The sequence below is a fragment of the Pseudoxanthomonas dokdonensis genome (assembly GCF_001431405.1).
Lineage (GTDB): Bacteria > Pseudomonadota > Gammaproteobacteria > Xanthomonadales > Xanthomonadaceae > Pseudoxanthomonas_A > Pseudoxanthomonas_A dokdonensis.
In genome coordinates this window covers 1-23101 of sequence record NZ_LDJL01000016.1, presented here as the reverse complement: position 1 = coordinate 23101, position 23101 = coordinate 1, and the positions used below count along the sequence as shown (strand labels likewise).

Below are 23101 nucleotides of genomic sequence, written 5' to 3'. Positions count from 1 at the left end.
CATGCTCAGCCCAGCAGGTGCGCCACGCCAGCGCGTTCTTCTTCCAGTTCGGCCAGGGTCTTGTCCATCGCGGCGCGGCTGAACGCGTCGACTTCCAGGCCGGTGACGCGGGTGTATTCGCCGTTGGCGGTGGTCACCGGCACGCCGTAGATGATGCCTTCCGGAATGCCGTAGCTGCCATCGGACGGCACGCCCATGGTCACCCACTTGCCGTTGCTGCCCAGCACCCAGTCATGGATGTGGTCGATGGCGGCATTGGCCGCCGACGCCGCCGAGGACAGGCCGCGGGCTTCGATGATCGCCGCGCCACGCTTGCCCACCTGCGGGATGAACGCATTGGCATTCCAGTCAGCGTCGTTGATCTTGTCCTTCAGCGACTGGCCGTTGACGGTGGCGAAGCGGTAATCCGGGTACATGGTCGGGCTGTGGTTGCCCCAGACCACCAGGTTATCGATGTCGCCGACGGCGACTTCGGCCTTGTTGGCCAGCTGGCTGAGCGCACGGTTGTGGTCAAGGCGCAGCATGGCGGTGAAGTTTTTGGCCGGCAGGTCCGGCGCCGACTTCATCGCGATGTAGGCATTGGTATTGGCCGGGTTGCCGACCACCAGCACCTTGACGTCGCGGCTGGCGACCTTGTTCAGCGCAGCGCCCTGGGCGGTGAAGATCTTGGCGTTTTCCAGCAGCAGGTCCTTGCGCTCCATGCCCGGGCCGCGCGGACGCGCACCGACCAGCAGGGCCACGTCGGCGTCCTTGAAGGCCACTTCCGGGTCATCGGTGCCGACCATGCCGGCCAGCAGCGGGAAGGCGCAGTCTTCCAGTTCCATCATCACGCCTTTCAGCGCGGCCTGGGCCTTCTCCATCGGCAATTCCAGCAGCTGCAGGATGACGGGCTGATCCTTGCCCAGCATTTCGCCGGAAGCGATGCGGAACAGCAGGGCGTAACCGATCTGGCCGGCGGCGCCGGTCACTGCAACACGTACGGGGGTCTTCATTACAAGGTGTCTCCGGTTGGGGAAGGCCCGGCACACGGGCGCATCAGCGCGGGCAGCCGGAGCGGTTCAGGACCGGCGCGATGGCGCCAGGTCAGCTGGTGATTTTATCACGCCGGCAGCACTCGCTCTGCCGGCGTGTCGTGCAGGGAAGCTGGCTCAGGCTGCCAGGTGGCGGTTCCATTCGGCCACCCGGTCGGCCGCAGCCGCCAGCGCGGCGTCGGTGTCGCCTTCCAGGGTGATCTTGTTGATGGTGTCGCCCTGCTTGATTGCATCGACCACGTCCAGGCCTTCCAGGACCTTGCCGAACACGGTGTGCTTGCCATCCAGCCAGTCGGTCTTGATGTGGGTGATGAAGAACTGGCTGCCGTTGGTATTGGGGCCGGCGTTGGCCATCGACAGCACGCCGCGCTCATGGCGCACGCCGTTGTTGGTCTCGTCCTCGAAGCGGTAGCCGGGACCGCCGCGGCCGGAACCTTCCGGGCAACCGCCCTGGACCATGAAATCGTCGATGACACGGTGGAACTTGAGGCCATCGTAGAAGTGGTGCTGGACCAGGTTGACGAAGTTGGCCACGGTCAGCGGCGCCTTGTCGGCAAAAAGCTCCAGCTTGATCGGGCCGCGCGAGGTATCGAAATTGGCAATCAGGGACATGGATGGGAATCCTTGTGGTTGGAAAGTTGGATGGAAGGGTTACTTGGGGGCGCGGCGGCCGATTAAAAAGCGCGCCAGCAGCACGGTGGCGGCAGCGGCCTGCAGGGTGCCCAGCGCGATCAGCCACCAGGCAATGGGCATCGGCAGCGCACGCGCCAGCGCCGAACCGGGACTGGCATACAGGAAAATGCCCAGGCCCAGCATCGCCATTCCGGCCACTTCCAGCAGCAACAGATGAACAGGGAGGGTCGGCGGCGGGTTTTCGTTCATGTTCCGGTCTCCAAAGCCACCTGCCGGCGTGCGGCCGCGGCGGTTGACCCGCTATAATACGCGCCATTCCTCCATAAGCCTTGCGCGCAGTCTGGCGCGCCTTTCCGCATGTCCATCCAGAATCTCCGCAACATCGCCATCGTCGCCCACGTTGACCATGGCAAGACCACCCTCGTCGACCAGCTGCTCAAGCAGTCCGGCACCCTCTCCGAGCGGACCGTGCTGGCCGAACGCGTGATGGACAGCAACGACCAGGAAAAAGAACGCGGCATCACCATCCTGGCCAAGAACACCGCCATCACCTGGCAAGGCAACCGCATCAACATCGTCGACACCCCCGGCCACGCCGACTTCGGTGGCGAGGTCGAGCGCGTGCTGTCGATGGTCGACACCGTGCTGATCCTGGTCGACGCCATGGACGGGCCGATGCCGCAGACCCGCTTCGTCACCCAGAAGGCTTTCGCGATGGGCTTCAAGCCGATCGTCGTGGTCAACAAGATCGACCGCCCGGGTGCGCGTCCGGACTGGGTCATCGACCAGGTGTTCGACCTGTTCGACAAGCTCGGCGCCACCAACGAGCAGCTGGATTTCCCGATCATCTACGCCTCGGCCCTGCACGGCTTCGCCAGCCTCGACGACAGCGTCCGCGAGGGCGACATGACCCCGCTGTACGAAGCGATCATGCAGCACGCGCCGCCGCCGCCGGTGGCCGCCGATGGCCCGTTCCAGATGCGCATCAGCCAGCTCGACTACAACAACTTCGTCGGCGTGATCGGCATCGGCCGCATCCAGCGCGGCAAGTTGAAGAAGAACATGCCGGTCAGCATCGTCGACCGCGAAGGCAAGAAGCGCCAGGGCAAGGTCTTGCAGGTACTGGGCTTCATGGGCCTGGAGCGGATCGAGACCGAGGAAGCCGAAGCCGGTGACATCGTCGCCATTTCCGGTATCCAGGAACTGGGCATTTCCGACACCATCTGCGCGCTCGACCATCCCGAAGCGCTGCCGGCACTGACCGTCGACGAGCCGACCATCAGCATGACCTTCCAGGTCAACAATTCGCCGTTCGCCGGCAACAAGGACCTGTCCGGGGGCAAGTTCCTGACCAGCCGCCAGATCCGCGACCGCCTGGACCGTGAAAAAGTCCACAACGTGGCGCTGCGGGTGGAAGAAGGTTCGGACGCCGACAAATTCCTGGTCTCCGGCCGTGGCGAGCTGCACCTTTCGGTGCTGATCGAAAACATGCGTCGCGAAGGTTACGAACTGGCCGTCTCGCGCCCGGAAGTCATCATCAAGGAAATCGACGGCCGGCAGATGGAGCCGATCGAACAGCTGGTGGTCGACATCGAAGAACAGCACCAGGGCGGCGTCATGGAAAAGCTCGGCACCCGCAAGGCGCAGCTGAAGAACATGGAACCGGACGGCAAGGGCCGTGTGCGCCTGGATTATATGATCCCGGCACGTGGCCTGATTGGCTTCCAGAACGAGTTCAAGACCCTGACCCAGGGCTCGGGCCTGCTGTTCCACGTGTTCGATCATTACGGTCCCAAGGAACAGGGCGCGATTGCCAAGCGCATCAACGGGGTGATGATTGCCAACGCCCCCGGCGTGACTCCGGCCTACGCGCTGGGCCCGCTGGAAGAGCGTGGCAAGCTGTTTGCCGCCGAAGGCGACAACGTCTATGAAGGCCAGCTGGTCGGCATCCATTCCAAGGACAACGACCTGACCGTCAACGCAATCAAGACCAAGCCGCTGACCAACATGCGCGCCTCGGGCAAGGACGATGCGATCAAGCTGACCCCTGCGATCAAGTTCACCCTGGAACAGGCACTGGACTTCATCGAGGACGACGAACTGGTCGAAGTGACGCCGAAGGAAATCCGCCTGCGCAAGAAGCAGCTGACCGAAAGCGAGCGCAAGAAAGCTTCGCGCGCGGCCTGATCCGGCAACGGATGACTGCCATGCAATACAACCCGGATCCGCACGCGCATCCGGGGCTTCACCTGATTGCCGTTTTCGAGGCATTCAAGGGTGTGCTGGCGGTAGCCGCGGCCACCGGTCTGGCGGTGCTGGGTCCGCAGCCGTTGCGGACCTGGCTGGAAGAACTTATCCAGCGATTCCACCTGGATACCCGCCATGGCCTGCTGCCTGATCTGCTGAATGCGATCAGCCCCGGCGCGGTGCAACTGGTGGTGGTGATCGGCATTGTCTACGCGTTGATCCGCTTCTTCGAAGCCTGGGGCTTGTGGCGCGCACGCGCCTGGGCGTCCTGGCTGGGCTGCATCGGTTCGGCCATCTACCTGCCCTTCGACATCTATGCCATCTATCGCCATCCCGGCTGGCACACCTGGGCGGTATTGATCATCAACCTCGTCGTGGTGGCGGCCCTTGGCCGCGACCTGCTCAAGCGGCGCCGGATTTGACGTGCCCGGCACGGCCTCGTAGCCTCGCAACATCCTCAAAGGGAATTGCCATGCGCCTGAGCCTGCCAGCACTGGCCATCGTCACGCTGTTGGCGGCCTGCCAGCCCACCACGACCTCCACGTCGACCTCGACACCGGCGGCCGAACCGGCCCCTGCCAGCGACGCGGCGACCACTGCACCGACCGATTTCGCCTATGCCGAAATGGATATCACCGATCTGCAGACACGGATGCAGAACGGTGAGCTGGACAGTCGTACCTTGACCCAGGCCTATCTGGATCGGATTCAGGCCGTCGACCAGGCCGGCCCACGGCTGAAGGCGGTCATCGAAACCAATCCGGATGCACTGAAGGAAGCCTCGCTGCGCGACATGGAGCGCAAGAACAACGTCGTGCGCGGACCGTTGCATGGCATTCCGATCCTGCTGAAAGACAACATCGACGCAGTGCCGATGGTCAATTCGGCCGGCTCGCTGGCGTTGAAGGATTTCCATCCGCACAGCGATGCGTTCCTGGTCGCCCGCCTGCGCGAAGCAGGCGCGGTCATTCTCGGCAAGACCAACCTCAGCGAATGGGCCAATTTCCGTTCCAGCCATTCCAGCTCGGGCTGGAGCGCGCGTGGCGGGCAGACCCTCAATCCGTATGCGCTGGACCGCAATCCGTGCGGTTCGAGCTCGGGCAGCGCGGTCGCCACCTCGGCCAACCTGGCCGCCGCCAGCATCGGCACCGAAACCGATGGCAGCATCATCTGTCCGGCCGCGGTCAATGGCGTGGTCGGGCTGAAGCCGACCGTCGGGCTGGTCAGCCGCGACGGCATCATTCCGATTTCCCACAGCCAGGACACCGCCGGCCCCATTACCCGCAGCGTGGCCGACGCGGCGCTGCTGCTCAACGCACTGGCCGGCCGTGATCCGCATGACGCGGCAACCCAGAACGCAGCGTGGAATTCGGCCCTGGATTACCCGTCGCGGCTGGATCCAGCAGCACTGAAAGGCGCGCGCATTGGCGTCCTGCGCAGCAAATTCGCGATCCATCCCGATGCCGCGGCTGCCATGGAAGAAGCGATCCGGGTCATGCGCGATGCCGGCGCCACCGTGGTTGATGCGGAAATCCCCACCGATGGCCAGTGGGATGAGGCGGAAATGGAAACGCTGTTGTACGAGTTCAAGTTCGGTCTGGAAAAATACCTGCGCGAGCACAACGCGCCGCTGACCACCTTGAGCCAGTTGATCGGATTCAACCAGCAGTACCGGCAATCGGAGATGCCGTTGTTCGGTCAGGAGCTGTTCGAGCAGGCCAATGCCAAGGGTGGCCTCGGCGAAAGCGCCTACATCAGCGCGCGCAGCAAGGCCCGCCGGCTGGCTGGCCCGGAAGGCATCGACGCCGCACTCAAGGCCCAGCGCCTGGACGCGCTGATCGCGCCGGCCACCGGCCCGGCCTGGCTGACCGATCACAAGGCCGGCGATGACTTCCCCGGCGCCGGTTATGGCGCCGCCGCGGTGGCCGGCTATCCCAGCCTGACCGTGCCGATGGGGCGCAGCAACGGACTGCCGCTGGGTATCGTGTTCATGGGCACCGCTTGGAGCGAGCCCCGCCTGATCGAGCTGGGCTACGCCTACGAGCAGCTGACCCGGGCACGCAAGCCGCCGGAATACGCCCCTACCCTGCCCCTGCGCCAGTAAGCCTGGCCGATGCCGGACAGGTACCGGCCCTCTGCCTCCTGCGGCAATGCTCAACCGCAGTGGTTTGCCAATCGATGGCGCGACGGGATTTTCCACGCGCCATGCACGCGCAAGCGGGCTCTACAGTGAGCGGGTCTACTTCGCCGGCGCCTGCTGCGATTGCTTGCGCACGATCGACATCGCGATTTCCAGCGACTGCTCGTAGTTCAAGCGCGGATCAACCGTGGAGCGATAGGCGCGCTCCAGATCGACCTCAGTCAGCTCGCGGGCGCCGCCGGTGCACTCGGTCACGTCTTCACCGGTCAATTCCAGATGCACGCCACCCAGGCGCGTGCCAGCCGCGGCATGCAGATCGAACGATTGCTCGACCTCGCCGCGGATGTTGTCGAAACGCCGTGTCTTGAAGCCATTGGCGGTGCTTTCGGTATTGCCGTGCATCGGGTCGCAGACCCACAGCACGCGGCGACCGTCGCGCTGGACCGCCTGCAGCAGCGGCGGCAACTTGTCGGCGATCTGCGCCGCGCCCATCCGGTGGATGAAGGTCAGCCGGCCGGGTTCGTCATCGGGATTCAACACATCCATCAGCCGCAACAACTGGTCAGGCTGCACCGAAGGTCCGATCTTGATGCCAATCGGGTTGCGCACGCCACGCAGGTATTCCACGTGCGCGCCATCCAGGGCGGCCGTACGCATGCCGATCCAGGGAAAGTGGGTGCTGAGGTTGAACCAGCCATGCTGGCGCGGCACTTCACGGGTCAGGGCTTCTTCGTACGGCAGCAGCAGCGCTTCATGCGAGGTGTAGAAATCGATCCGGTTGAGGTTGTAGACCTCGACCCCGGACAGGGTTTCCATGAATCGCACCGCGTCGCCAATCGAGGTCACCATGTGCTGGTATTCCCGGGCCAGTGGCGAATAGCCGACCCAGTTGAGGTTCCAGTACTCGGGATGGTGCAGATCGGCAAAGCCACCATCGATCAACGCACGCACGAAATTCATCGTCATCGCGCTGCGCGCATGCGCCTTGATCATCCGCCGTGGATCCGGAACCCGCGCGGCCTCGGTAAACGCCGGCTGGTTGACCAGATCGCCGCGATAACTGGGCAGGGTGATGTCGCCACGGGTTTCGGTATCGGCCGAGCGTGGCTTGGCGTACTGGCCGGCAAACCGTCCCACCCGCACCACCGGCAGGCGCAGGCCGTGGACCAGCACCAGGCTCATCTGCAGCAACACCTTGAGGCGATTGGAAATCAGCCCCGATTCGCAGTCGCTGAAGCTCTCCGCGCAATCACCGCCCTGCAGCAGGAAGCGTTTGCCTTCCTGCGCTTCGGCCAGTTGCTTCTTCAGCGAAAAGATTTCCCACGAGGTCACCAGCGGCGGCAACTGGCGCAGCTCGGCAAGCGCGTCTTCCAGCGCCACCGGGTCCGGATACGTCGGCAACTGCATGGCCGGGCGCGAACGCCAGGAGTCGGGAGCCCAGTCTGCCGAAACAGTGGACAATGAGGGCGCGGGGGTACTCATGGGTGGGGTCCTGGATGCAGGCGATGCTGGAAACGGGTCAGGCGAAACGCGACTTGCGGTGGCTGAAACCGGCGAACAGCGCCCAGAGCGCAAGGACGACGAAACAGATCAGGCTCCAGGCCGGCATCGCCAGGCCGAGGAAACTCCAATCAACCACCGCACACTGGCCGGAGCCACTGAGGACCTGCTTGAGCACGTCCGCCAACGGAAACGCGTCCATCATGTACGCCAGGTCGGGACCGCAGGCCGGTACCTGATCGGGCGGCAACGACTGCATCCATACGTGGCGCCCGGCAATCGCGATGCCCAGCCCGGCAGCGGCCAGCGCGAACAGCCCGAACGCGCCGCGTCCGCCCTTGCGGCGGGGGCCGGCCAGTGCCCCCAGCAGGAACACCAGCCCAAGCAGGGCAAACGCGCCGCGCTGGAACGTGCACAGCGGACACGGCACCAGATGCTGGTAATGCTCCAGGTACAACGCGTACGCCAACAACGCGACGCAGGCCAGGAAGCCAAGGAAGAACTGTGCGCGGAACGACCAGCGGAAGGGGTTCATGGGTCCATGTTCGACGGGGATGACGCAGCATTATCACCGCCCATCGGCAAAAAACAAAAAACCCCGGCCAGGCCGGGGTTTTTCATGTCGAATCGCGAAGCGCTTATTCGGCGGCTTCAGGGCGATCCATCAGTTCGACGTAGGCCATCGGCGCGTTGTCGCCAGCGCGGAAACCGCACTTCAGGATGCGCAGGTAACCGCCCGGACGCGACTGGTAGCGCGGGCCCAGGGTGGTGAACAGCGTGCCCACGGCTTCTTTGTCGCGCAGGCGCGAGAAAGCCAGGCGGCGATTGGCGACGCCATCGACCTTGGCCAGGGTAATGAGTGGTTCGGCCACGCGACGAAGTTCCTTCGCCTTGGGCAGGGTGGTGCGGATGAGGCCGTGCTTGATCAGCGAGGCTGCCATGTTGCTGAACATCGCATCGCGATGGGCGCTGGTGCGGCTGAACTTGCGGCCGGATTTCTGGTGACGCATGGTCGTGGTTCCTGATAAAGAGAATGTTGAAACTGCTGGGAATCGCTGTCGCCGTCCTGGCGTTGGAACTTGGACTGCGGATGGCCCTGACCGCACCCTCCGTGGGCGGCTTGCCGCGGACCTTGGGGCCCGTCGGTGTGGACAATCCCGCGCATGCAGGCATGCGCGGGACTGGGTTTACTGCATCAGCCGAGCATGCCGTGCTGGGCAACACCGGCCGGCGGCCAGTTTTCCAGCTTCATGCCGAGCGAAAGACCGCGCTGGGCGAGGACTTCCTTGATCTCGGTCAGCGACTTCTTGCCCAGGTTCGGCGTCTTCAGCAGTTCCACTTCGGTCTTCTGGATCAGATCACCGATGTAGTAGATGCTTTCCGCCTTCAGGCAGTTGGCCGAACGGACCGTCAGTTCCAGATCATCGATCGGACGCAGCAGCACCGGGTCGACGCCGGTCGGCGACGGCTTGGCTTCGCCACGCTGGCGATGGGTGAAGTCACCGAACACCGACAGCTGATCGCTGAGGATGTCGGCGGCGGTGCGCACGGCTTCCTCGGCATCGATGGTGCCGTTGGTTTCGATGTCCAGGACCAGCTTGTCCAGGTCGGTACGCTGCTCGACGCGCGCCGCTTCCACGGCATAGGCGACACGGCGGACCGGCGAGAACGAAGCGTCCAAGACCAGGCGACCAATGGTGCGGGTTTCATCGTCCGGGTGACGGCGCGCAGCAGCCGGCTGGTAGCCAAAACCGCGCTCGATCTTCAAGCGCATGTTCAGCGCGGTTTCCTTGGTCAGGTTGCAGATGACCAGGTCCGGATTCAGGATCTCGACGTTGTGGTCGGTCTTGATGTCGCCGGCGGTGACGACGCCCGGGCCCTGCTTGGTCAGGGTCAGGGTGGAGCTGTCGCCGGTGTGGATGCGGATGGCGACATCCTTGAGGTTCAACAGAACTTCAAGCACGTCTTCCTGCAGGCCCTCGATGGTGCTGTACTCGTGCAGCACGCCGTCAATCTCGACTTCCGTAATGGCAAAGCCGGGGATGGACGACAGCAGCACGCGACGCAGCGCATTGCCGAGAGTATGACCGTAGCCGCGTTCCAGCGGCTCGATGACAACCTTGGCGCGATTGTCGGTAATACGTTCGATTTGCGGGCCGCGGGGGCGTAGCACTTGCTGAGTGATACCCGTCATGTTGCTTTGTCTCCTGCGATCCCCCGGCCGGGCCGGGGGGGCGGTGAATGGATTACTTCGAGTACAACTCGATGATCAGCGCTTCGTTGATGTCGGAAGGCAGATCAGAACGCTCCGGCACCGATTTGAAGACACCGCTGAACTTCTTGGAGTCGACTTCAACCCACGACGGGCTGAGGTCCAGTTGTTCGGCAACAGTCAAAGACTCCTGCACGCGCAACTGCTTCTGGGCGCGTTCGGACAGTTCGATCGAATCGCCCGCCTTGACCTGGTAGGACGGCAGGTTGACCGACTTGCCATTGACCAGCACGCCGCGGTGAGAGACCAGCTGACGGGCAGCCGGACGGGTCACTGCAAAGCCCATGCGGTAAATGACGTTGTCCAGGCGGGTTTCCAGCAGCTGCAACAGGTTTTCACCGGTGTTGCCCTTCTTGGTCGACGCCTTCTTGTAGTAATTGCGGAACTGACGCTCCAGCAGGCCGTAGATACGCTTGACCTTCTGCTTTTCACGCAGCTGGGTGGCGTAGTCGGACAGCTTGCCCTTGCGGGCCGCACCGTGCTGGCCGGGCTTCTGCTCCAGCTTGCACTTGGAATCCAGCGCGCGCGCCGGGCTTTTCAGGGAAAGGTCGGCGCCTTCGCGACGCGCGAGCTTACAGGTAGGACCAATATAACGAGCCATGTCTTCTCAGCTCCTCAGACGCGACGCTTTTTGGGCGGACGGCAACCGTTGTGCGGAATCGGGGTGACGTCGATGATGTTGGTGATCTTGTAACCAACATTGTTCAGGGAACGCACGGCCGACTCACGGCCCGGGCCTGGGCCCTTGATGCGAACTTCCAACGACTTCACGCCGTAGTCCAGCGCAGCGCGGCCAGCTTTTTCAGCGGCAACCTGGGCGGCAAACGGGGTGGATTTACGCGAACCACGGAAACCAGCACCACCGGACGTGGCCCACGACAATGCGTTGCCCTGGCGGTCGGTGATGGTGACGATGGTGTTATTGAACGAAGCGTGGACGTGGGCAACGCCATCGGTGATGACGCGCTTGATCTTCTTCTTGACTTTAGCAGCAGCTGGCTTGGCCATGATAGACGTCCCTTACTTCCTGATGGCTTTGCGCGGGCCCTTGCGGGTACGTGCATTGGTGCGGGTGCGCTGGCCACGGAGCGGCAGGCCACGACGATGACGCAGGCCGCGGTAGCAGCCCAGGTCCATCAGACGCTTGATGGCGATGCCCACTTCGCGACGGAGGTCGCCTTCGACGATGTACTTGCCGATTTCGGCGCGCAAACGCTCGACTTCCGGCTCGGACAGGTCACGGATTTTGGTGGTCGAAGCAACGCCTGCGGCTTCGCAGACCTTCTTCGAACGGGTACGGCCAATGCCGTAGATGCTTTGCAGCCCCACCCAGACATGTTTCTGGGCAGGCAGGTTGACACCTGCAATACGCGCCATGACGCGGTCTCCAACTGAGTTTGATGGCCGGAATGGACGCAACTCCGGACGGAGTTACGGCAGACAGGCAGAGTGAACTGGAAATTGTAACAAGATCTCGGGTTACATGGAAGCCCGCACCGGCTTGTGGCCAGTGTGTGCCCGGCATGGGGAGTGTGCCCATGCTCCGGCGCTGGAACCGTCCTGGCACGAGGCCCGGCCTGGGCCGGTGTCATGCCGCCTGCGCTACTCTGGCGCAGGGCTATCAGGTTCCACCCACACGCGAGATCGCCGTGCGGGCCGCCCATTTTTGAATACCGCTGCCGGGACGGAGCCTGGCTGGAGCGGTATTCCGCGAAAGACTTCGCAGTATACGCTGTTCTTGCTGGCTTAGCCGCGCGCCAGACCGCCGCGCGAGCCGCCCTTCAGGTTGGCCTTCTTCAACAGGCTTTCGTACTGGTGGGACATCAGGTGCGCCTGGATCTGGGCGATGAAGTCCATCACCACCACGACCACGATCAGCAACGAGGTGCCACCGAAATAGAACGAGGTATTCAGCTGCGTGCGCATGATTTCCGGCAACAGGCAGACGATGACCAGATATGCCGCGCCGACCGCGGTCAGGCGGGTCAATACCGCATCGATGTAATCAGCCGTGGCCTTGCCCGGGCGGATGCCCGGAATCAGCGCCCCGGACTTTTTCAGGTTGTCGGCGGTTTCGTTCGAATTGAACACCAGCGCGGTGTAGAAGAACGCAAACCCGATGATCATCGCCGCGAACACGATCATGTGCAGCGGCTCGCCCGGCGCCAGCGCCTGGGAAATCCGTTGCAGCCAGGTCGTGGCTTCGCCACCCTGCCCCGACCACATCGCCAGCGTCGCCGGGAAGGCCAGGATGCTGGAGGCGAAGATCGGCGGAATCACGCCGGCCATGTTGAGCTTGAGCGGCAGGAACGAGGTCTGGTTCATGTACGCATTGCGGCCGCCCTGGCGACGCGCGTAATTGACCGTGATGCGGCGCTGGCCGCGCTCGACGAAGACCACGAAAAAGGTGAAGCCCAGCACCACCAGCACGATGACCAGCAACGCGATGAAGCTCAGCGTGCCATCACGGAAGGCGGTAATGGTGTGCATCACCGCGGCCGGCAGGCCAGCGACGATACCAGCGAAGATGATCAGCGAGACACCGTTGCCGATGCCGCGTTCAGTGACCTGCTCACCGATCCACATCAGGAAGATGGTGCCCGCGGTCAACGCGACCACGGCGGTCAGCACGAAGCCCATGCCCGGCGCGTAGACCACCGGCATGCCGCCCGGGGCGACCTGGTTCTGCAGGGCGGTGGCAATGCTGCCGCCCTGCACCACCGCCAGCAACACCGCGCCGATGCGCGAGTACTGGGTGACCTTGCGACGGCCGGACTCGCCTTCCTTCTGCATCGCCTTGAGGCTCGGGAAGATGTGCACGGCCAACTGCATCACGATGGATGCGGAAATGTACGGCATGACGTTCAGCGCGAAAATGCTGAAGCGGTGCAAGGCGCCGCCCGAGAACATGTTGAACATGTCCACGATACCGCCGCCTTGCGCCTGCATCATTGCCAGCATGGCATCGGGGTTGACGCCCGGCACCGGCACGAAACAGCCGATGCGATAGACGATCAACGCGCCCAGGACAAACAGCAACCGCTGGCGAAGCTCAGTGAACTTGCCCGCGCCTGCCAGCGCACCTGCGACGTTACCCTGCGCCATGCGTGTCTTACTCCTCTACGCTGCCGCCGGCAGCTTCGATTGCAGCCTTGGCGCCAGCGGTTGCCAGCACGCCCTTCAGCACGAACTTCTTGCTGAATTCACCCTTCAACACCACCTTGGCACGCTTGGCGGTGCTGGGCACCAGCTTGGCGGCACGCAGGGCGGCGAAATCGATGGTGCCGGCTTCCAGCTTGTCCAGTTCGTAGGACAGCACTTCAGCGGTGTCCTTCTTCAGCTTGGAGCGGAAACCGACCTTGGGCAGGCGCTTGATCAAAGGCATCTGGCCGCCTTCGAACTTGGCCTTGATCTTGCCCTTGCCGGAGCGCGCGAACGAACCCTTGTGGCCGCGGCCGCAGGTCTTGCCCAGGCCGGAACCGATACCACGGCCAACGCGGCGGGGTTCGGTACGGGCGCCGTCAGCGGGCTTCAATGTATTGAGTTGCATCTGGATTACTCCTCGACCTTGACGAGGTAGTGGACCTTGGCGATCAGGCCGCGCACCTGCGGGCTGTCCTTCAGTTCACGCACATCGTTGAGCTTGTTCAGGCCCAGCGCCTTCACCGACAGGCGGTGGCGCGACTGGGAACCACGCAGGCCACGCACCAGGCGCACCTTGACAGTCTTGTTGGACTCATTAGCCATGGTTTAGTTCCTCCACCTTCTTGCCGCGCTTGGCCGCGATGCGGGCCGGCGACTGCATTTCTTCCAGGCCACGCAGGGTCGCACGCACCAGGTTGATGGGATTACGCGAACCAACGGCCTTGGCCAGCACGTTCTTGACGCCAACGGCTTCCAGCACGGCGCGCATGGCGCCACCGGCAATCACACCGGTACCTTCAGAAGCAGGCTGCATGTAGACGCGGGCAGCGCCGTGGCCGGCCTTGACCGGGTGCCACAAGGTGCCGTTGTTGAGGTCGACGTTGAGCATGCCCTTGCGCGCATATTCCATCGACTTCTGGATGGCGACCGGCACTTCGCGCGCCTTGCCATAGCCGAAGCCGATCTTGCCGTTGCCGTCACCGACCACCGTCAACGCGGTGAAGGTGAACTGGCGACCGCCCTTGACGGTCTTGCTGACGCGGTTGACCGCGACCAGCTTTTCAATCATGCCATCGTCGACTTTTTCTTCGCGATTGCGATCACGGCCACGCGGGCCACGCTGTTCTTCTGCCATTTCGAATTCCTTGGTTGGTCAATATGTACGGCTCAGGGCCGCTTATAGTTGTTGATCACCACGGTGACGCGCATGTCCCTGCAAAAGAGGGACAGCGCCCGGTGCAGCCCACACCGGCAGGTGGGGAACGGGCAAGCCCGTTCCCGCTATTGATTAGAACTGCAGGCCGCCTTCGCGGGCCGCTTCGGCCAGGGCCTTGATGCGGCCGTGGTAGCGGTAGCCGGAACGGTCGAAGGCAATCTTTTCGATGCCCGCGGCCTTGGCGCGTTCTGCAATGACCTTGCCAACCTTGGCGGCGGCTTCGGTGTTCTTGCCGTTCTTCAGACCATCCTTGACGTCGGCCTGCAGGGTGTTGGCCGACGCGATGACCTTGGAGCCATCGGCGGTGAACAGCTGGGCGTAGACGTGCTGGCCGGTGCGCAGCACCGACAGGCGCGGCACGTTGAGAACGCGGATGTGCGCACGGGTCGACTTGGCGCGGCGCAGGCGGGCGGTGTTCTTGATGCTCATGATCTTGATCCTTGGGAAGCGGATAGGCGTTATTACGCCTTCTTGGCTTCCTTGCGAATGATGGTTTCGTCGGAGTACTTCACGCCCTTGCCCTTGTAAGGCTCCGGCGGACGGAAACCGCGAATCTTGGCGGCGACTTCACCCACGCGCTGCTTGTCGGCGCCCTGGACCAGAATTTCAGTCTGGGTCGGGGTGGCGATGGTGATGCCATCCGGGGTCTTGAACAGCACCGGATGCGAGAAGCCCAGGGCCAGGTTGAGGTCCTTGCCGGACATCGAAGCGCGGTAACCCACGCCCACCAGCTCCAGCTTGCGCTCGAAACCTTCCGAGACGCCCTTGACCATATTGGCCACAATCGCGCGGATGGTACCGGTGATGGCAATGTCGGCCGGGTTGGCCGGCGACAGGTTGGCCACGCCATCTTCAATCTTGATTTCAACGCCGACCGGCTTGGCGACCGACAGGGTGCCCTTCGGGCCCTTGACGCTCACGCTTTCCGGCTGGACATTCAGTTCGACGCCCTTGGGCAGGCTGATCGGCTTTTTGGCTACACGGGACATACGTTTACTCCCTTAGGCCACGAAGCACAGGACTTCGCCGCCGACGCCCTGTTGGCGCGCCTGCGCATCAGTCATGATGCCTTTGGAGGTGGAAATGATGGCGATGCCCAGACCGGCAAGCACCTTGGGCAGTTCGTCCTTGCCACGGTACTGGCGCAGGCCCGAACGGGACACGCGGCTCAGCTTCTCGATGACAGGCTTGCCTTCGAAATACTTCAGGACGATTTCAAGTTCGGCCTTGTTGTTTTCGATCTTGTTGACGCGGGAGTCGGCGATATAGCCTTCCGCCTTGAGGACGCCGGCAATGGCGACCTTGATCTTGGACGACGGCATCTTCACCGTCTGCTTGCCGACGGCGGCCGCATTCTTGATGCGGACCAGCATGTCGGCGATGGGATCAGTCATGCTCATGAGTAAATACCTTATGAGTAGCACCGATATCCGCTTTCGCGAAAATCCTGTGTTTCCTGGAAACACCCAGGAGGCGTTGACCCTGGATGGGTCGCCCACGGCCGGGCCGCAGGGAGTCGAACATTATACGACAACAAGTCCGGACTGTGCCGGACTTGTTTGGGTATACCGGATTGAAGCTGCCCGGATTGAACCCCGTGGTAGCCTGGTTTTACCAGCTGGCCTTGCGCAGGCCCGGCACGTCGCCACGCATGGTGGCTTCACGCAGCTTGTTGCGGCCGAGGCCGAACTTGCGATAAACGCCACGTGAACGGCCCGACAGCTCGCAGCGGTTGCGCTGGCGGCTGGGCGAGGAGTCACGCGGCAGCTTCTGCAGCTTGGTCACCGCATCCAGCTTGTCTTCATAGGAAGCATCCACGCTGGAGATGATTTTCTTCAGGGCGTCGCGCTTGGCGGCGTACTGCTTGGCGAGCTTGGCGCGCTTGACGTCGCGGTTCACCATTGAGGTCTTTGCCATGTGTGCTTAGTCCTGCAATCAGTTACGGAACGGGAACTTGAACGCTTCGAGCAGCGCCTTGGCTTCGGCGTCGGTCTTGGCGGTGGTGGTGATGGCGATATCCATACCACGCACGGCGTCAACCTGGTCGAAGTCGATTTCCGGGAAGATGATCTGTTCCTTGACGCCCATGTTGTAGTTGCCACGGCCATCGAAGGAACGACCCGACACGCCACGGAAGTCGCGCACGCGCGGCAGCGAAACGTTGATCAGGCGATCCAGGAATTCAAACATGCGGGTGCTGCGCAGGGTCACCTTGCAGCCGATCGGCCAGCCATCGCGGATCTTGAACGAAGCCACCGACACGCGGGACTTGGTGGTGATCGGCTTCTGGCCGGTGATCTTGGCCAGGTCGGCCACGGCGTTTTCCAGGATCTTCTTGTTGGTCGCCGCTTCACCCACACCCATGTTGACGGTGATCTTGGTGATGCGCGGGACCTGCATCGGATTGGTGTAACCGAACTTCTTCATCAGAGCCGGTGCCACTTCTTCCTGGTAGATTTTTTGCAGACGGGTAGTCATGACCTCATTCCTCAGGCGTCGAGCGCCTCACCGCTGGAGCGGAACACACGCAATTTGCGTCCATCCTCCAGCACCTTGAAACCGATACGCTCGCCCTTGCCCGTGGCCGGGTTGAACAGCGCGACATTGGAAATATGGATCGAGGCTTCGCGCTCGACCACACCACCAGCAACGCCTGCCTGGGGGTTCGGCTTGGTGTGGCGCTTGATGATGTTGACGTTGGACACGACCACACGGTCGCCGTCCACGCGCACTACATCACCCTTCTTGCCCTTGTCCTTGCCAGCGGTGACGACGACCTGGTCGCCCTTTTTAATACGGTTTGCCATTTCTATGTCCTCCGCTCAGAGCACTTCAGGCGCGAGCGAAACGATCTTCATGAACTTCTCGGAACGCAGTTCGCGGGTCACCGGTCCGAAGATACGGGTGCCAATCGGTTCCTGCTTGTTGTTGAGAAGTACGGCGGCGTTGCCATCAAAGCGGATCAGCGAACCGTCCGGGCGACGAACACCCTTGCGGGTGCGCACGACGACGGCGTCGTAGACTTCGCCCTTCTTGACCTTGCCACGCGGAATCGCGTCTTTCACGGTCACTTTGATGATGTCGCCGATGTGTGCGTAGCGACGCTTGGAGCCGCCCAGCACTTTAATGCACATCAGTTCCTTGGCGCCGGAGTTGTCGGCGGCGTCAAGGTAGCTTTGCATCTGGATCATGGTTCAGCTCCTTTTATTCGGCCGCGCGGGTGACAACTTGCACCACACGCCAGTTCTTGGTTTTGGACATCGGGGCGATTTCGACCACACGGACGACATCGCCTTCCTTGCAGCTGTTTTCAGCATCGTGGGCATGCAGCTTGGTCGAACGGCGGATGTACTTGCCGTACAACGGATGCTTGACCTGACGCTCGACAAGAACGGTCACCGTCTTGTCCATCTTGTTGCTGACGACGCGGCCTTCGATGGTGCGTTGCGCTTTGTCTTTGTTATCGCTCATCTTGGGCGCTCCTTACTTCACGCTGCCGAGCAGGGTCTTCACGCGCGCGATTTCGCGGCGCACCCGGCGGGTTTCATGGGTCTTCGGCAGCTGGCCGGTGACCTTCTGCATGCGGAGCGAGAACTGCTCCTTGCGCAGATCGATCAGGTGGCTCTTGAGCTCGTCAGCCGACTTCTCTTTGAGTTGCTTGAGTTCCATTAGCGCACCGTCCGGGTCACGAATGTGGTGGTAACAGACAGCTTGGCTGCCGCCAGGCGGAACGCCTCGCGTGCGATTTCCTCGCTGACGCCTTCGATTTCATAGATCATGCGGCCGGGCTGAATCTGGGCAACCCAGTATTCAACGTTACCCTTACCAGAACCCATTCGGACTTCGATCGGCTTCTTGGTGATGGGCTTGTCCGGGAACACGCGGATCCACATCTTGCCGCCACGCTTGACGTAACGGCTGATGGAACGACGGGCTGCCTCAATCTGGCGCGCGGTCAACTGACCATGCGCCGTGGCCTTCAGGCCGTACTCGCCAAAACTGACGAGGTTGCCGCTCCAGCTCAGGCCCGAGTTGCGGCCCTTGTGCATTTTGCGGAATTTGGTTCGCTTCGGTTGCAACATGGGAATTACCTCGCGTCACGGTCACGGGACGGACGCGACGGACGTTCGCTGCGCTCGGGGCGCGAGTCGTCCTGCTTTTCCTGACCCACCTGGCTGAAATCAAAGATTTCGCCCTTGTAGACCCACACCTTGATACCGATGATGCCGTAGGTGGTCTTCGCCTCGGCAAACCCGTAATCGATGTCGGCACGCAGCGTGTGCAGCGGCACACGGCCTTCGCGGTACCACTCGGAACGGGCGATTTCGGCACCGTTCAAGCGGCCAGCGACGTTGACCTTGATACCCAGGGCACCGAGACGGATCGCGTTGCCCACGGCGCGCTTCATCGCACGACGGAACATGATGCGGCGCTCGAGCTGCTGGGCGATGGATTCGGCGACCAGCTGGGCGTCAAGTTCCGGCTTGCGCACTTCGGTCACGTTGATGTGCGCCGGGACGCCCATCATCGCACTGACTTCCTTGCGCAGCTTCTCGATGTCCTCGCCACGCTTGCCAATCACCACGCCCGGACGGGCGGTGTGGATGGTGACGCGGGCGGTCTTGTTCGGACGCTCGATCAGGATCTTGGAAATACCGGCCTGGGACAGCTTCTTGCGCAGCATGTCGCGCACTTTCAAATCAGCAGCCAGGTAATCGGCGTAGTCACGCTTGTTGGCGTACCACTTGGAGTTCCAGTCCTTCGAGATACCCAGACGGATACCGGTTGGATGTACTTTATGACCCATCTTATTTGCCCTCGCCCACGACCACAGTGATGTGGCTGGTCCGTTTCAGGATACGGGTGCCACGGCCCTTGGCACGGGCCATGAAGCGCTTCAGCGTCGGGCCTTCGTCAACCATGATGGTGGTGACTTTCAGCTCGTCGACGTCGGCGCCCTGGTTGTTCTCGGCGTTGGCGATTGCCGACTCCACCACCTTCTTGATCAGGTGGGCAGCCTTCTTGTCCGAGAACTTCAGCAGGTTGACAGCGCGCTCGGCCGACAGGCCGCGCACTTGATCAGCCACCAGACGAGCCTTCTGCGGGGAGATGCGCGCGGTGCGCAGGATTGCTTTCGCTTCCATTGTCATCTCTCCTTAGCGCTTGCCGCCGGCTTTCTTGTCGCCACCGTGACCTTTGAAGGTACGGGTGACGGCAAATTCGCCGAGTTTGTGGCCAACCATGTTCTCGTTGATGAGAACAGGTACGTGGTTCTTGCCGTTGTGCACGGCGATGGTGATGCCCACCATCTCCGGCAACACCATCGAACGACGTGACCAGGTTTTGATTGGTTTCTTGGAACCGCCCGCGGCCTCCACCTTCTTGATGAGGTGGTGATCGACGAACGGGCCTTTCTTGAGTGAACGTGCCATGGTCGATTAGCCCCTACGATCGCGGACGATGAATTGCTGGGTGCGCTTGTTATGGCGCGTCTTGTAACCCTTGGTCGGCACACCCCACGGGGTGACCGGATGCGGATTACCCTGGCCGGCCTTGGCTTCACCACCACCGTGCGGGTGATCGACCGGGTTCATGGCCGCACCGCGAACGGTCGGCTTGATACCGCGCCAACGCTTGGCACCGGCCTTGCCCAGTTTTTCCAGGCTGTGCTCGTCGTTGCCAACTTCGCCAACCGTGGCGCGGCATTCGACCTGCACCTTGCGCATTTCGCCGGAGCGCAGGCGCAGCGTGGCGAAGCCCTGCTCGCGAGCGACCAGCTGCACGCCGGCGCCGGCGGCACGGGCGATCTGCGCACCCTTGCCCGGCTTCAGTTCGATGCCGTGGACGGTGGTACCGACCGGAATGTTACGCAGCGGCAGGGTGTTGCCGGTCTTGATCGGCGCGTCGCTACCGGCGATGACCTGGTCACCTGCCTTCAGGCCCTTGGGGGCGATGATGTAACGGCGCTCGCCGTCGACGTAGCACAGCAGGGCGATATGGGCAGTGCGGTTGGGATCGTATTCAATCCGTTCCACGCGTGCCGGGATACCTTCCTTGTCGCGCTTGAAGTCGATGATGCGGTAATGCTGCTTGTGACCACCGCCAATGTGGCGGGTGGTGATGCGACCGTGATGGTTGCGACCGCCGCTCTTGCTCTGCTTTTCAAGCAGCGCGGCGTGCGGGGCACCCTTGTGCAGGTCTGGCGTCACCACGCGGACCGCGGAACGGCGGCCAGGTGAGGTGGGTTTGAATTTCATCAATGGCATGTGCTTCTACCTCAGGCCTTGGCCGTTACGTCGATAGCCTGGCCATCGGCCAGACGCACGTACGCCTTGCGCCAGCTGCCGCGGCTGCCAGCACGGTTACGGAAGGACTTGTTCTTGCCCTTGACGTTGACCACGTTGACACCCTCGACCTTGACGTCGAACAACTTTTCCACGGCAGCCTTGACTTCGGCCTTGGTGGCTTCGTTGGACACTTCGAAGACGTATTGATTGGAAACTTCCTGCAGGCGGGCGGTCTTTTCAGACACGCGCGGTGCACGGAGCACGCTGAAGATTTTCTCGTTGCTCATCATGCCAGCCACTCCTCAATCTTCTTGATGGCGTCTGCGGTGACGACGACGGTGTCGGCGCCGACCAGAGATGCCGGGTCCAGGCCCTGCACGTCGCGCACTTCCACGTAGGGAAGGTTGCGGGCGGACAGGTAAAGATGCTCGGAAGCGTCTTCGGTGACGATCAGCGGACGCCGACCGACTTCCAGACCCTTGAGCTTGGCCACCAGGCCGCTGGTCTTGGTACTGTCGACGTCGAACGAGTCGACGATCTTCAGGCGATCCTGACGAGCCAGTTCCGACAGGATGGTGCACATCGCTGCGCGGTACATCTTGCGGTTGACCTTCTGTTCAAAGCTGCGCGGCTTGGCGGCGAAAGTAACACCACCGCCAACGAAGATCGGAGCGGTCAGGGCGCCATGACGTGCACCGCCACCCTTCTGCTTCTTCGACTTCTTGGTGGTGCCGTTGACTTCCGAACGCGTCTTCTGCGCCTTGGTTCCGGCGCGGCCCGCATTGCGGTACGCAACCACGACCTGGTGAACCAGGTCTTCGCTGAATTCACGACCAAACACGGCGTCGGAGACCGACAACTTGTTGGCGCTACCTGTGATGGTGAGTTCCATCGTCGTTCTCCTTAAGCCTTGCTAGCCGGACGGACGATGACATCGCCGCCTGGTGCACCCGGCACCGCACCACGGATGGCGATCAGGCCGCGTTCCGCGTCCACTTTCACCACTTCGAGGTTCTGGGTGCTTTGCTGCACGGCGCCCATGTGACCGGACATCTTCTTGCCCGGGAAAACGCGACCCGGGGTCTGGCGCTGACCCAACGAACCCGGTGCGCGATGCGACAGCGAGTTACCGTGGGTGGCATCACCCATGCGGAAGTTGTAGCGCTTGATGGTGCCCTGGAAGCCTTTGCCCTTGGTCACGCCCTGGACGTCGACCTTCTGGCCTACTTCAAAGATGTCGGCTTTGATTTCGCCGCCAACGGTGAAGTCGCCCAGCTTGTCGTTCTCGACGCGCAGTTCCCACAGACCACGACCCGGTTCAACCTTGGCCTTGGCCAGGTGACCTGCGATCGGCTTGTTGATCAGCGCGGCGCGACGGGTACCAACGACAACCTGCACGGCGCTGTAGCCGTCGGTTTCCGGGGTTTTGATTTGGGTGATGCGATTGGGCGTTGCCTCAATCAGGGTTACCGGGATGGACTGGCCATCTTCGGTGAACACTCGGGTCATGCCAGCCTTGCGGCCGACGATACCCAACGAATATTTCTTCGCGGTCATGGTCGTGGGCCTCAGGTCAACTTGATCTGGACGTCGACGCCGGCAGCCAGTTCGAGCTTCATCAGCGCGTCCACGGTCTTGTCGTTGGGGTCGACGATGTCGAGCACACGCTTGTGCGTGCGGGTTTCATACTGGTCGCGGGCGTCCTTGTCGACGTGCGGGGATACCAGGATGGTGTAGCGTTCGATCTTGGTCGGCAGCGGAATCGGGCCGCGCACTTGCGCGCCGGTTCGCTTGGCCGTTTCAACGATCTCACTGGCTGAGCGGTCGATCAAACGATGATCGTACGCCTTGAGCCGGATTCGGATCTTTTGGTCCGCCATGACGGAATTTCCTTCGTTAAAAGAGCGACGGGCGCGGCCTCTGGGATGCCTTGCCCCGGTGAGTCCAAAACGTTTTCGGTCCCCTGCCCGCCCGCGGCTGTTGATTGCGGGGTAAGACGTGTCGACCGAAAGGGTCTGGGGGTTCTTCCTGAAAAACTAGGCAGCCCGGTAAACCGGGCCGCCCAGACAGAAAAGTATAGAGCGCATGCAAAGCCCCGTCAACAACGGGGCCAGGATTCAACGCGATCCCGATGGAATCCGTTAAGAACGCATGCGACTTTCCATGTCCGGCGAACACGAAACACTTCCTGTGCTTCTTTTCGCGGTAGGCCGGCGGCTTCCCAGGAAGCGCTGGCGGTGTTACTGCGGATGCCCCGTCGCCGGAGCATCCGCCATTCTAACAATTACCACTCGGCCTTGGCAACACATCTTTGGTTACCAGATGGCTCGATCAGGTGCTGGACCCCGGTTTTCGCCGGGTAACAACCTGACGAAGCCGGTCGGGCTCGCGCCCGACCGGTCAGGTCGTTACTTGATGATTTTCGCCACCACGCCGGCGCCGACGGTACGGCCGCCTTCGCGGATGGCAAAGCGCAGACCTTCGTCCATCGCCACCGGGTTGATGAGGGTCACCACCATCTTCACGTTGTCACCCGGCATCACCATTTCCACGCCTTCCGGCAGTTCCACCGCACCGGTGATGTCGGTGGTACGGAAGTAGAACTGCGGGCGGTAGCCCTTGAAGAACGGG

At 62.4% G+C, this 23101-nt stretch carries 36 protein-coding genes; 3 read left to right on the top strand and 33 right to left on the bottom strand.

All coding sequences use genetic code 11. The features are described 5' to 3' along the window. Nucleotides 1-5: 5 nt before the first annotated feature. The 3 genes from ABB29_RS13975 to ABB29_RS13965 form a co-directional block, all read right to left on the bottom strand. Nucleotides 6-992, bottom strand: a complete 987-nt coding sequence (locus ABB29_RS13975) for a malate dehydrogenase (protein WP_057660126.1) — start codon at nt 990-992, stop codon at nt 6-8. 156 nt (nt 993-1148) lie between these two features. Continuing rightward, complete coding sequence (locus tag ABB29_RS13970) at nt 1149-1643, bottom strand: peptidylprolyl isomerase (RefSeq protein ID WP_057660124.1); 495 nt, start codon at nt 1641-1643, stop codon at nt 1149-1151. 39 nt (nt 1644-1682) lie between these two features. Further along, on the bottom strand, nt 1683-1913 hold the full coding sequence (locus tag ABB29_RS13965; RefSeq protein WP_157062667.1) for a hypothetical protein: 231 nt from the start codon (nt 1911-1913) through the stop codon (nt 1683-1685). A 108-nt stretch (nt 1914-2021) separates the two neighbouring features. On the opposite strand from ABB29_RS13965, the gene typA reads away from it, so the two are divergent. From typA to ABB29_RS13950, 3 genes are read left to right on the top strand one after another with little or no spacing between them, the layout of a single operon-like run. Continuing rightward, nucleotides 2022-3851, top strand: a complete 1830-nt coding sequence (gene typA / locus ABB29_RS13960) for a translational GTPase TypA (RefSeq protein WP_057660121.1) — start codon at nt 2022-2024, stop codon at nt 3849-3851. 11 nt (nt 3852-3862) lie between these two features. Next, a complete protein-coding gene (locus ABB29_RS13955) occupies nt 3863-4333 on the top strand; it encodes a DUF2127 domain-containing protein (protein ID WP_057660120.1) in 471 nt (156 codons plus the stop codon). Nucleotides 4334-4383: 50 nt separating this feature from the next. Then, complete coding sequence (locus ABB29_RS13950) at nt 4384-6015, top strand: amidase (protein WP_057660118.1); 1632 nt, start codon at nt 4384-4386, stop codon at nt 6013-6015. A 135-nt stretch (nt 6016-6150) separates the two neighbouring features. Here the strand turns inward: ABB29_RS13950 and ABB29_RS13945 are convergent, their stop codons facing one another. From ABB29_RS13945 to ABB29_RS13800, 30 genes are all read right to left on the bottom strand, one after another. Then, a complete protein-coding gene (locus ABB29_RS13945; protein WP_057660116.1) occupies nt 6151-7533 on the bottom strand; it encodes a class II 3-deoxy-7-phosphoheptulonate synthase in 1383 nt (460 codons plus the stop codon). Nucleotides 7534-7570: 37 nt separating this feature from the next. Continuing rightward, complete coding sequence (locus tag ABB29_RS13940) at nt 7571-8086, bottom strand: disulfide bond formation protein B (protein ID WP_057660114.1); 516 nt, start codon at nt 8084-8086, stop codon at nt 7571-7573. A gap of 103 nt (nt 8087-8189) precedes the next feature. Next, nucleotides 8190-8561 (bottom strand): 50S ribosomal protein L17, encoded by a 372-nt coding sequence (gene rplQ / locus ABB29_RS13935; RefSeq protein ID WP_057660112.1) that lies wholly within the window; start codon nt 8559-8561, stop codon nt 8190-8192. 185 nt (nt 8562-8746) lie between these two features. After that, on the bottom strand, nt 8747-9745 hold the full coding sequence (locus tag ABB29_RS13930) for a DNA-directed RNA polymerase subunit alpha (RefSeq protein ID WP_057660110.1): 999 nt from the start codon (nt 9743-9745) through the stop codon (nt 8747-8749). Nucleotides 9746-9797: 52 nt separating this feature from the next. Further along, nucleotides 9798-10424 carry a 30S ribosomal protein S4 gene (rpsD, locus tag ABB29_RS13925; RefSeq protein ID WP_057660104.1) on the bottom strand — a complete coding sequence of 209 codons (627 nt, stop codon included), beginning with the start codon at nt 10422-10424 and terminating at the stop codon, nt 9798-9800. A 14-nt stretch (nt 10425-10438) separates the two neighbouring features. After that, nucleotides 10439-10831, bottom strand: a complete 393-nt coding sequence (rpsK, locus tag ABB29_RS13920; protein WP_055941307.1) for a 30S ribosomal protein S11 — start codon at nt 10829-10831, stop codon at nt 10439-10441. A 12-nt stretch (nt 10832-10843) separates the two neighbouring features. Then, nucleotides 10844-11200, bottom strand: a complete 357-nt coding sequence (rpsM, locus tag ABB29_RS13915) for a 30S ribosomal protein S13 (protein ID WP_057660102.1) — start codon at nt 11198-11200, stop codon at nt 10844-10846. 369 nt (nt 11201-11569) lie between these two features. Continuing rightward, a complete protein-coding gene (secY, locus tag ABB29_RS13910; protein WP_057660100.1) occupies nt 11570-12928 on the bottom strand; it encodes a preprotein translocase subunit SecY in 1359 nt (452 codons plus the stop codon). 7 nt (nt 12929-12935) lie between these two features. Next, complete coding sequence (rplO, locus tag ABB29_RS13905) at nt 12936-13373, bottom strand: 50S ribosomal protein L15 (RefSeq protein ID WP_057660098.1); 438 nt, start codon at nt 13371-13373, stop codon at nt 12936-12938. 5 nt (nt 13374-13378) lie between these two features. Next, nucleotides 13379-13570: a 50S ribosomal protein L30 gene (gene rpmD, locus ABB29_RS13900; RefSeq protein ID WP_055941302.1), complete on the bottom strand. Its 192-nt coding sequence runs from the start codon at nt 13568-13570 to the stop codon at nt 13379-13381. After that, nucleotides 13563-14102 (bottom strand): 30S ribosomal protein S5, encoded by a 540-nt coding sequence (rpsE, locus tag ABB29_RS13895; RefSeq protein WP_057660096.1) that lies wholly within the window; start codon nt 14100-14102, stop codon nt 13563-13565. The genes rpmD and rpsE overlap by 8 nt, the downstream gene beginning before the upstream one ends. 153 nt (nt 14103-14255) lie before the next feature. After that, a complete protein-coding gene (gene rplR, locus ABB29_RS13890; protein WP_057660094.1) occupies nt 14256-14612 on the bottom strand; it encodes a 50S ribosomal protein L18 in 357 nt (118 codons plus the stop codon). Nucleotides 14613-14644: 32 nt separating this feature from the next. Next, nucleotides 14645-15172, bottom strand: a complete 528-nt coding sequence (gene rplF, locus ABB29_RS13885) for a 50S ribosomal protein L6 (RefSeq protein WP_057660092.1) — start codon at nt 15170-15172, stop codon at nt 14645-14647. 12 nt (nt 15173-15184) lie between these two features. Next, on the bottom strand, nt 15185-15583 hold the full coding sequence (gene rpsH, locus ABB29_RS13880) for a 30S ribosomal protein S8 (protein ID WP_057660091.1): 399 nt from the start codon (nt 15581-15583) through the stop codon (nt 15185-15187). 211 nt (nt 15584-15794) lie between these two features. Beyond that, on the bottom strand, nt 15795-16100 hold the full coding sequence (gene rpsN / locus ABB29_RS13875) for a 30S ribosomal protein S14 (RefSeq protein WP_057660089.1): 306 nt from the start codon (nt 16098-16100) through the stop codon (nt 15795-15797). Nucleotides 16101-16118: 18 nt separating this feature from the next. Next, a complete protein-coding gene (gene rplE / locus ABB29_RS13870) occupies nt 16119-16661 on the bottom strand; it encodes a 50S ribosomal protein L5 (protein WP_057660087.1) in 543 nt (180 codons plus the stop codon). Between the two features lie 11 nt (nt 16662-16672). Then, nucleotides 16673-16990, bottom strand: coding sequence for a 50S ribosomal protein L24 (gene rplX, locus ABB29_RS13865; protein ID WP_057660085.1), 318 nt, complete (start codon nt 16988-16990; stop codon nt 16673-16675). Between the two features lie 15 nt (nt 16991-17005). Continuing rightward, the gene (gene rplN / locus ABB29_RS13860; RefSeq protein ID WP_042614221.1) at nt 17006-17374 is read right to left on the bottom strand and encodes a 50S ribosomal protein L14; all 369 of its coding nucleotides are present in this window, start codon (nt 17372-17374) and stop codon (nt 17006-17008) included. 13 nt (nt 17375-17387) lie between these two features. After that, nucleotides 17388-17654: a 30S ribosomal protein S17 gene (gene rpsQ / locus ABB29_RS13855; RefSeq protein WP_057660083.1), complete on the bottom strand. Its 267-nt coding sequence runs from the start codon at nt 17652-17654 to the stop codon at nt 17388-17390. 12 nt (nt 17655-17666) lie between these two features. Continuing rightward, nucleotides 17667-17852 (bottom strand): 50S ribosomal protein L29, encoded by a 186-nt coding sequence (gene rpmC / locus ABB29_RS13850; protein ID WP_057660081.1) that lies wholly within the window; start codon nt 17850-17852, stop codon nt 17667-17669. Then, on the bottom strand, nt 17852-18265 hold the full coding sequence (gene rplP / locus ABB29_RS13845; protein WP_057660079.1) for a 50S ribosomal protein L16: 414 nt from the start codon (nt 18263-18265) through the stop codon (nt 17852-17854). Before rplP ends, rpmC begins: the two co-directional genes overlap by 1 nt. A gap of 5 nt (nt 18266-18270) precedes the next feature. After that, nucleotides 18271-18990: a 30S ribosomal protein S3 gene (rpsC, locus tag ABB29_RS13840; protein WP_057660077.1), complete on the bottom strand. Its 720-nt coding sequence runs from the start codon at nt 18988-18990 to the stop codon at nt 18271-18273. Nucleotide 18991: 1 nt separating this feature from the next. After that, nucleotides 18992-19327, bottom strand: a complete 336-nt coding sequence (gene rplV, locus ABB29_RS13835; protein ID WP_057660075.1) for a 50S ribosomal protein L22 — start codon at nt 19325-19327, stop codon at nt 18992-18994. A gap of 12 nt (nt 19328-19339) precedes the next feature. Continuing rightward, nucleotides 19340-19615: a 30S ribosomal protein S19 gene (gene rpsS / locus ABB29_RS13830; RefSeq protein WP_057660074.1), complete on the bottom strand. Its 276-nt coding sequence runs from the start codon at nt 19613-19615 to the stop codon at nt 19340-19342. A gap of 6 nt (nt 19616-19621) precedes the next feature. Further along, a complete protein-coding gene (gene rplB / locus ABB29_RS13825) occupies nt 19622-20449 on the bottom strand; it encodes a 50S ribosomal protein L2 (protein WP_057660073.1) in 828 nt (275 codons plus the stop codon). 11 nt (nt 20450-20460) lie between these two features. Continuing rightward, a complete protein-coding gene (gene rplW, locus ABB29_RS13820; RefSeq protein ID WP_057660071.1) occupies nt 20461-20760 on the bottom strand; it encodes a 50S ribosomal protein L23 in 300 nt (99 codons plus the stop codon). After that, nucleotides 20757-21362, bottom strand: coding sequence for a 50S ribosomal protein L4 (gene rplD / locus ABB29_RS13815; RefSeq protein ID WP_057660069.1), 606 nt, complete (start codon nt 21360-21362; stop codon nt 20757-20759). Before rplD ends, rplW begins: the two co-directional genes overlap by 4 nt. Nucleotides 21363-21373: 11 nt before the next feature. After that, nucleotides 21374-22027: a 50S ribosomal protein L3 gene (rplC, locus tag ABB29_RS13810; RefSeq protein WP_057660067.1), complete on the bottom strand. Its 654-nt coding sequence runs from the start codon at nt 22025-22027 to the stop codon at nt 21374-21376. A gap of 11 nt (nt 22028-22038) precedes the next feature. Next, the gene (gene rpsJ / locus ABB29_RS13805; protein WP_027070119.1) at nt 22039-22350 is read right to left on the bottom strand and encodes a 30S ribosomal protein S10; all 312 of its coding nucleotides are present in this window, start codon (nt 22348-22350) and stop codon (nt 22039-22041) included. 528 nt (nt 22351-22878) lie between these two features. Further along, on the bottom strand, nt 22879-23101 hold a 223-nt coding region (locus tag ABB29_RS13800; protein WP_083487927.1), incomplete at its 5' end, for an EF-Tu C-terminal domain-related protein.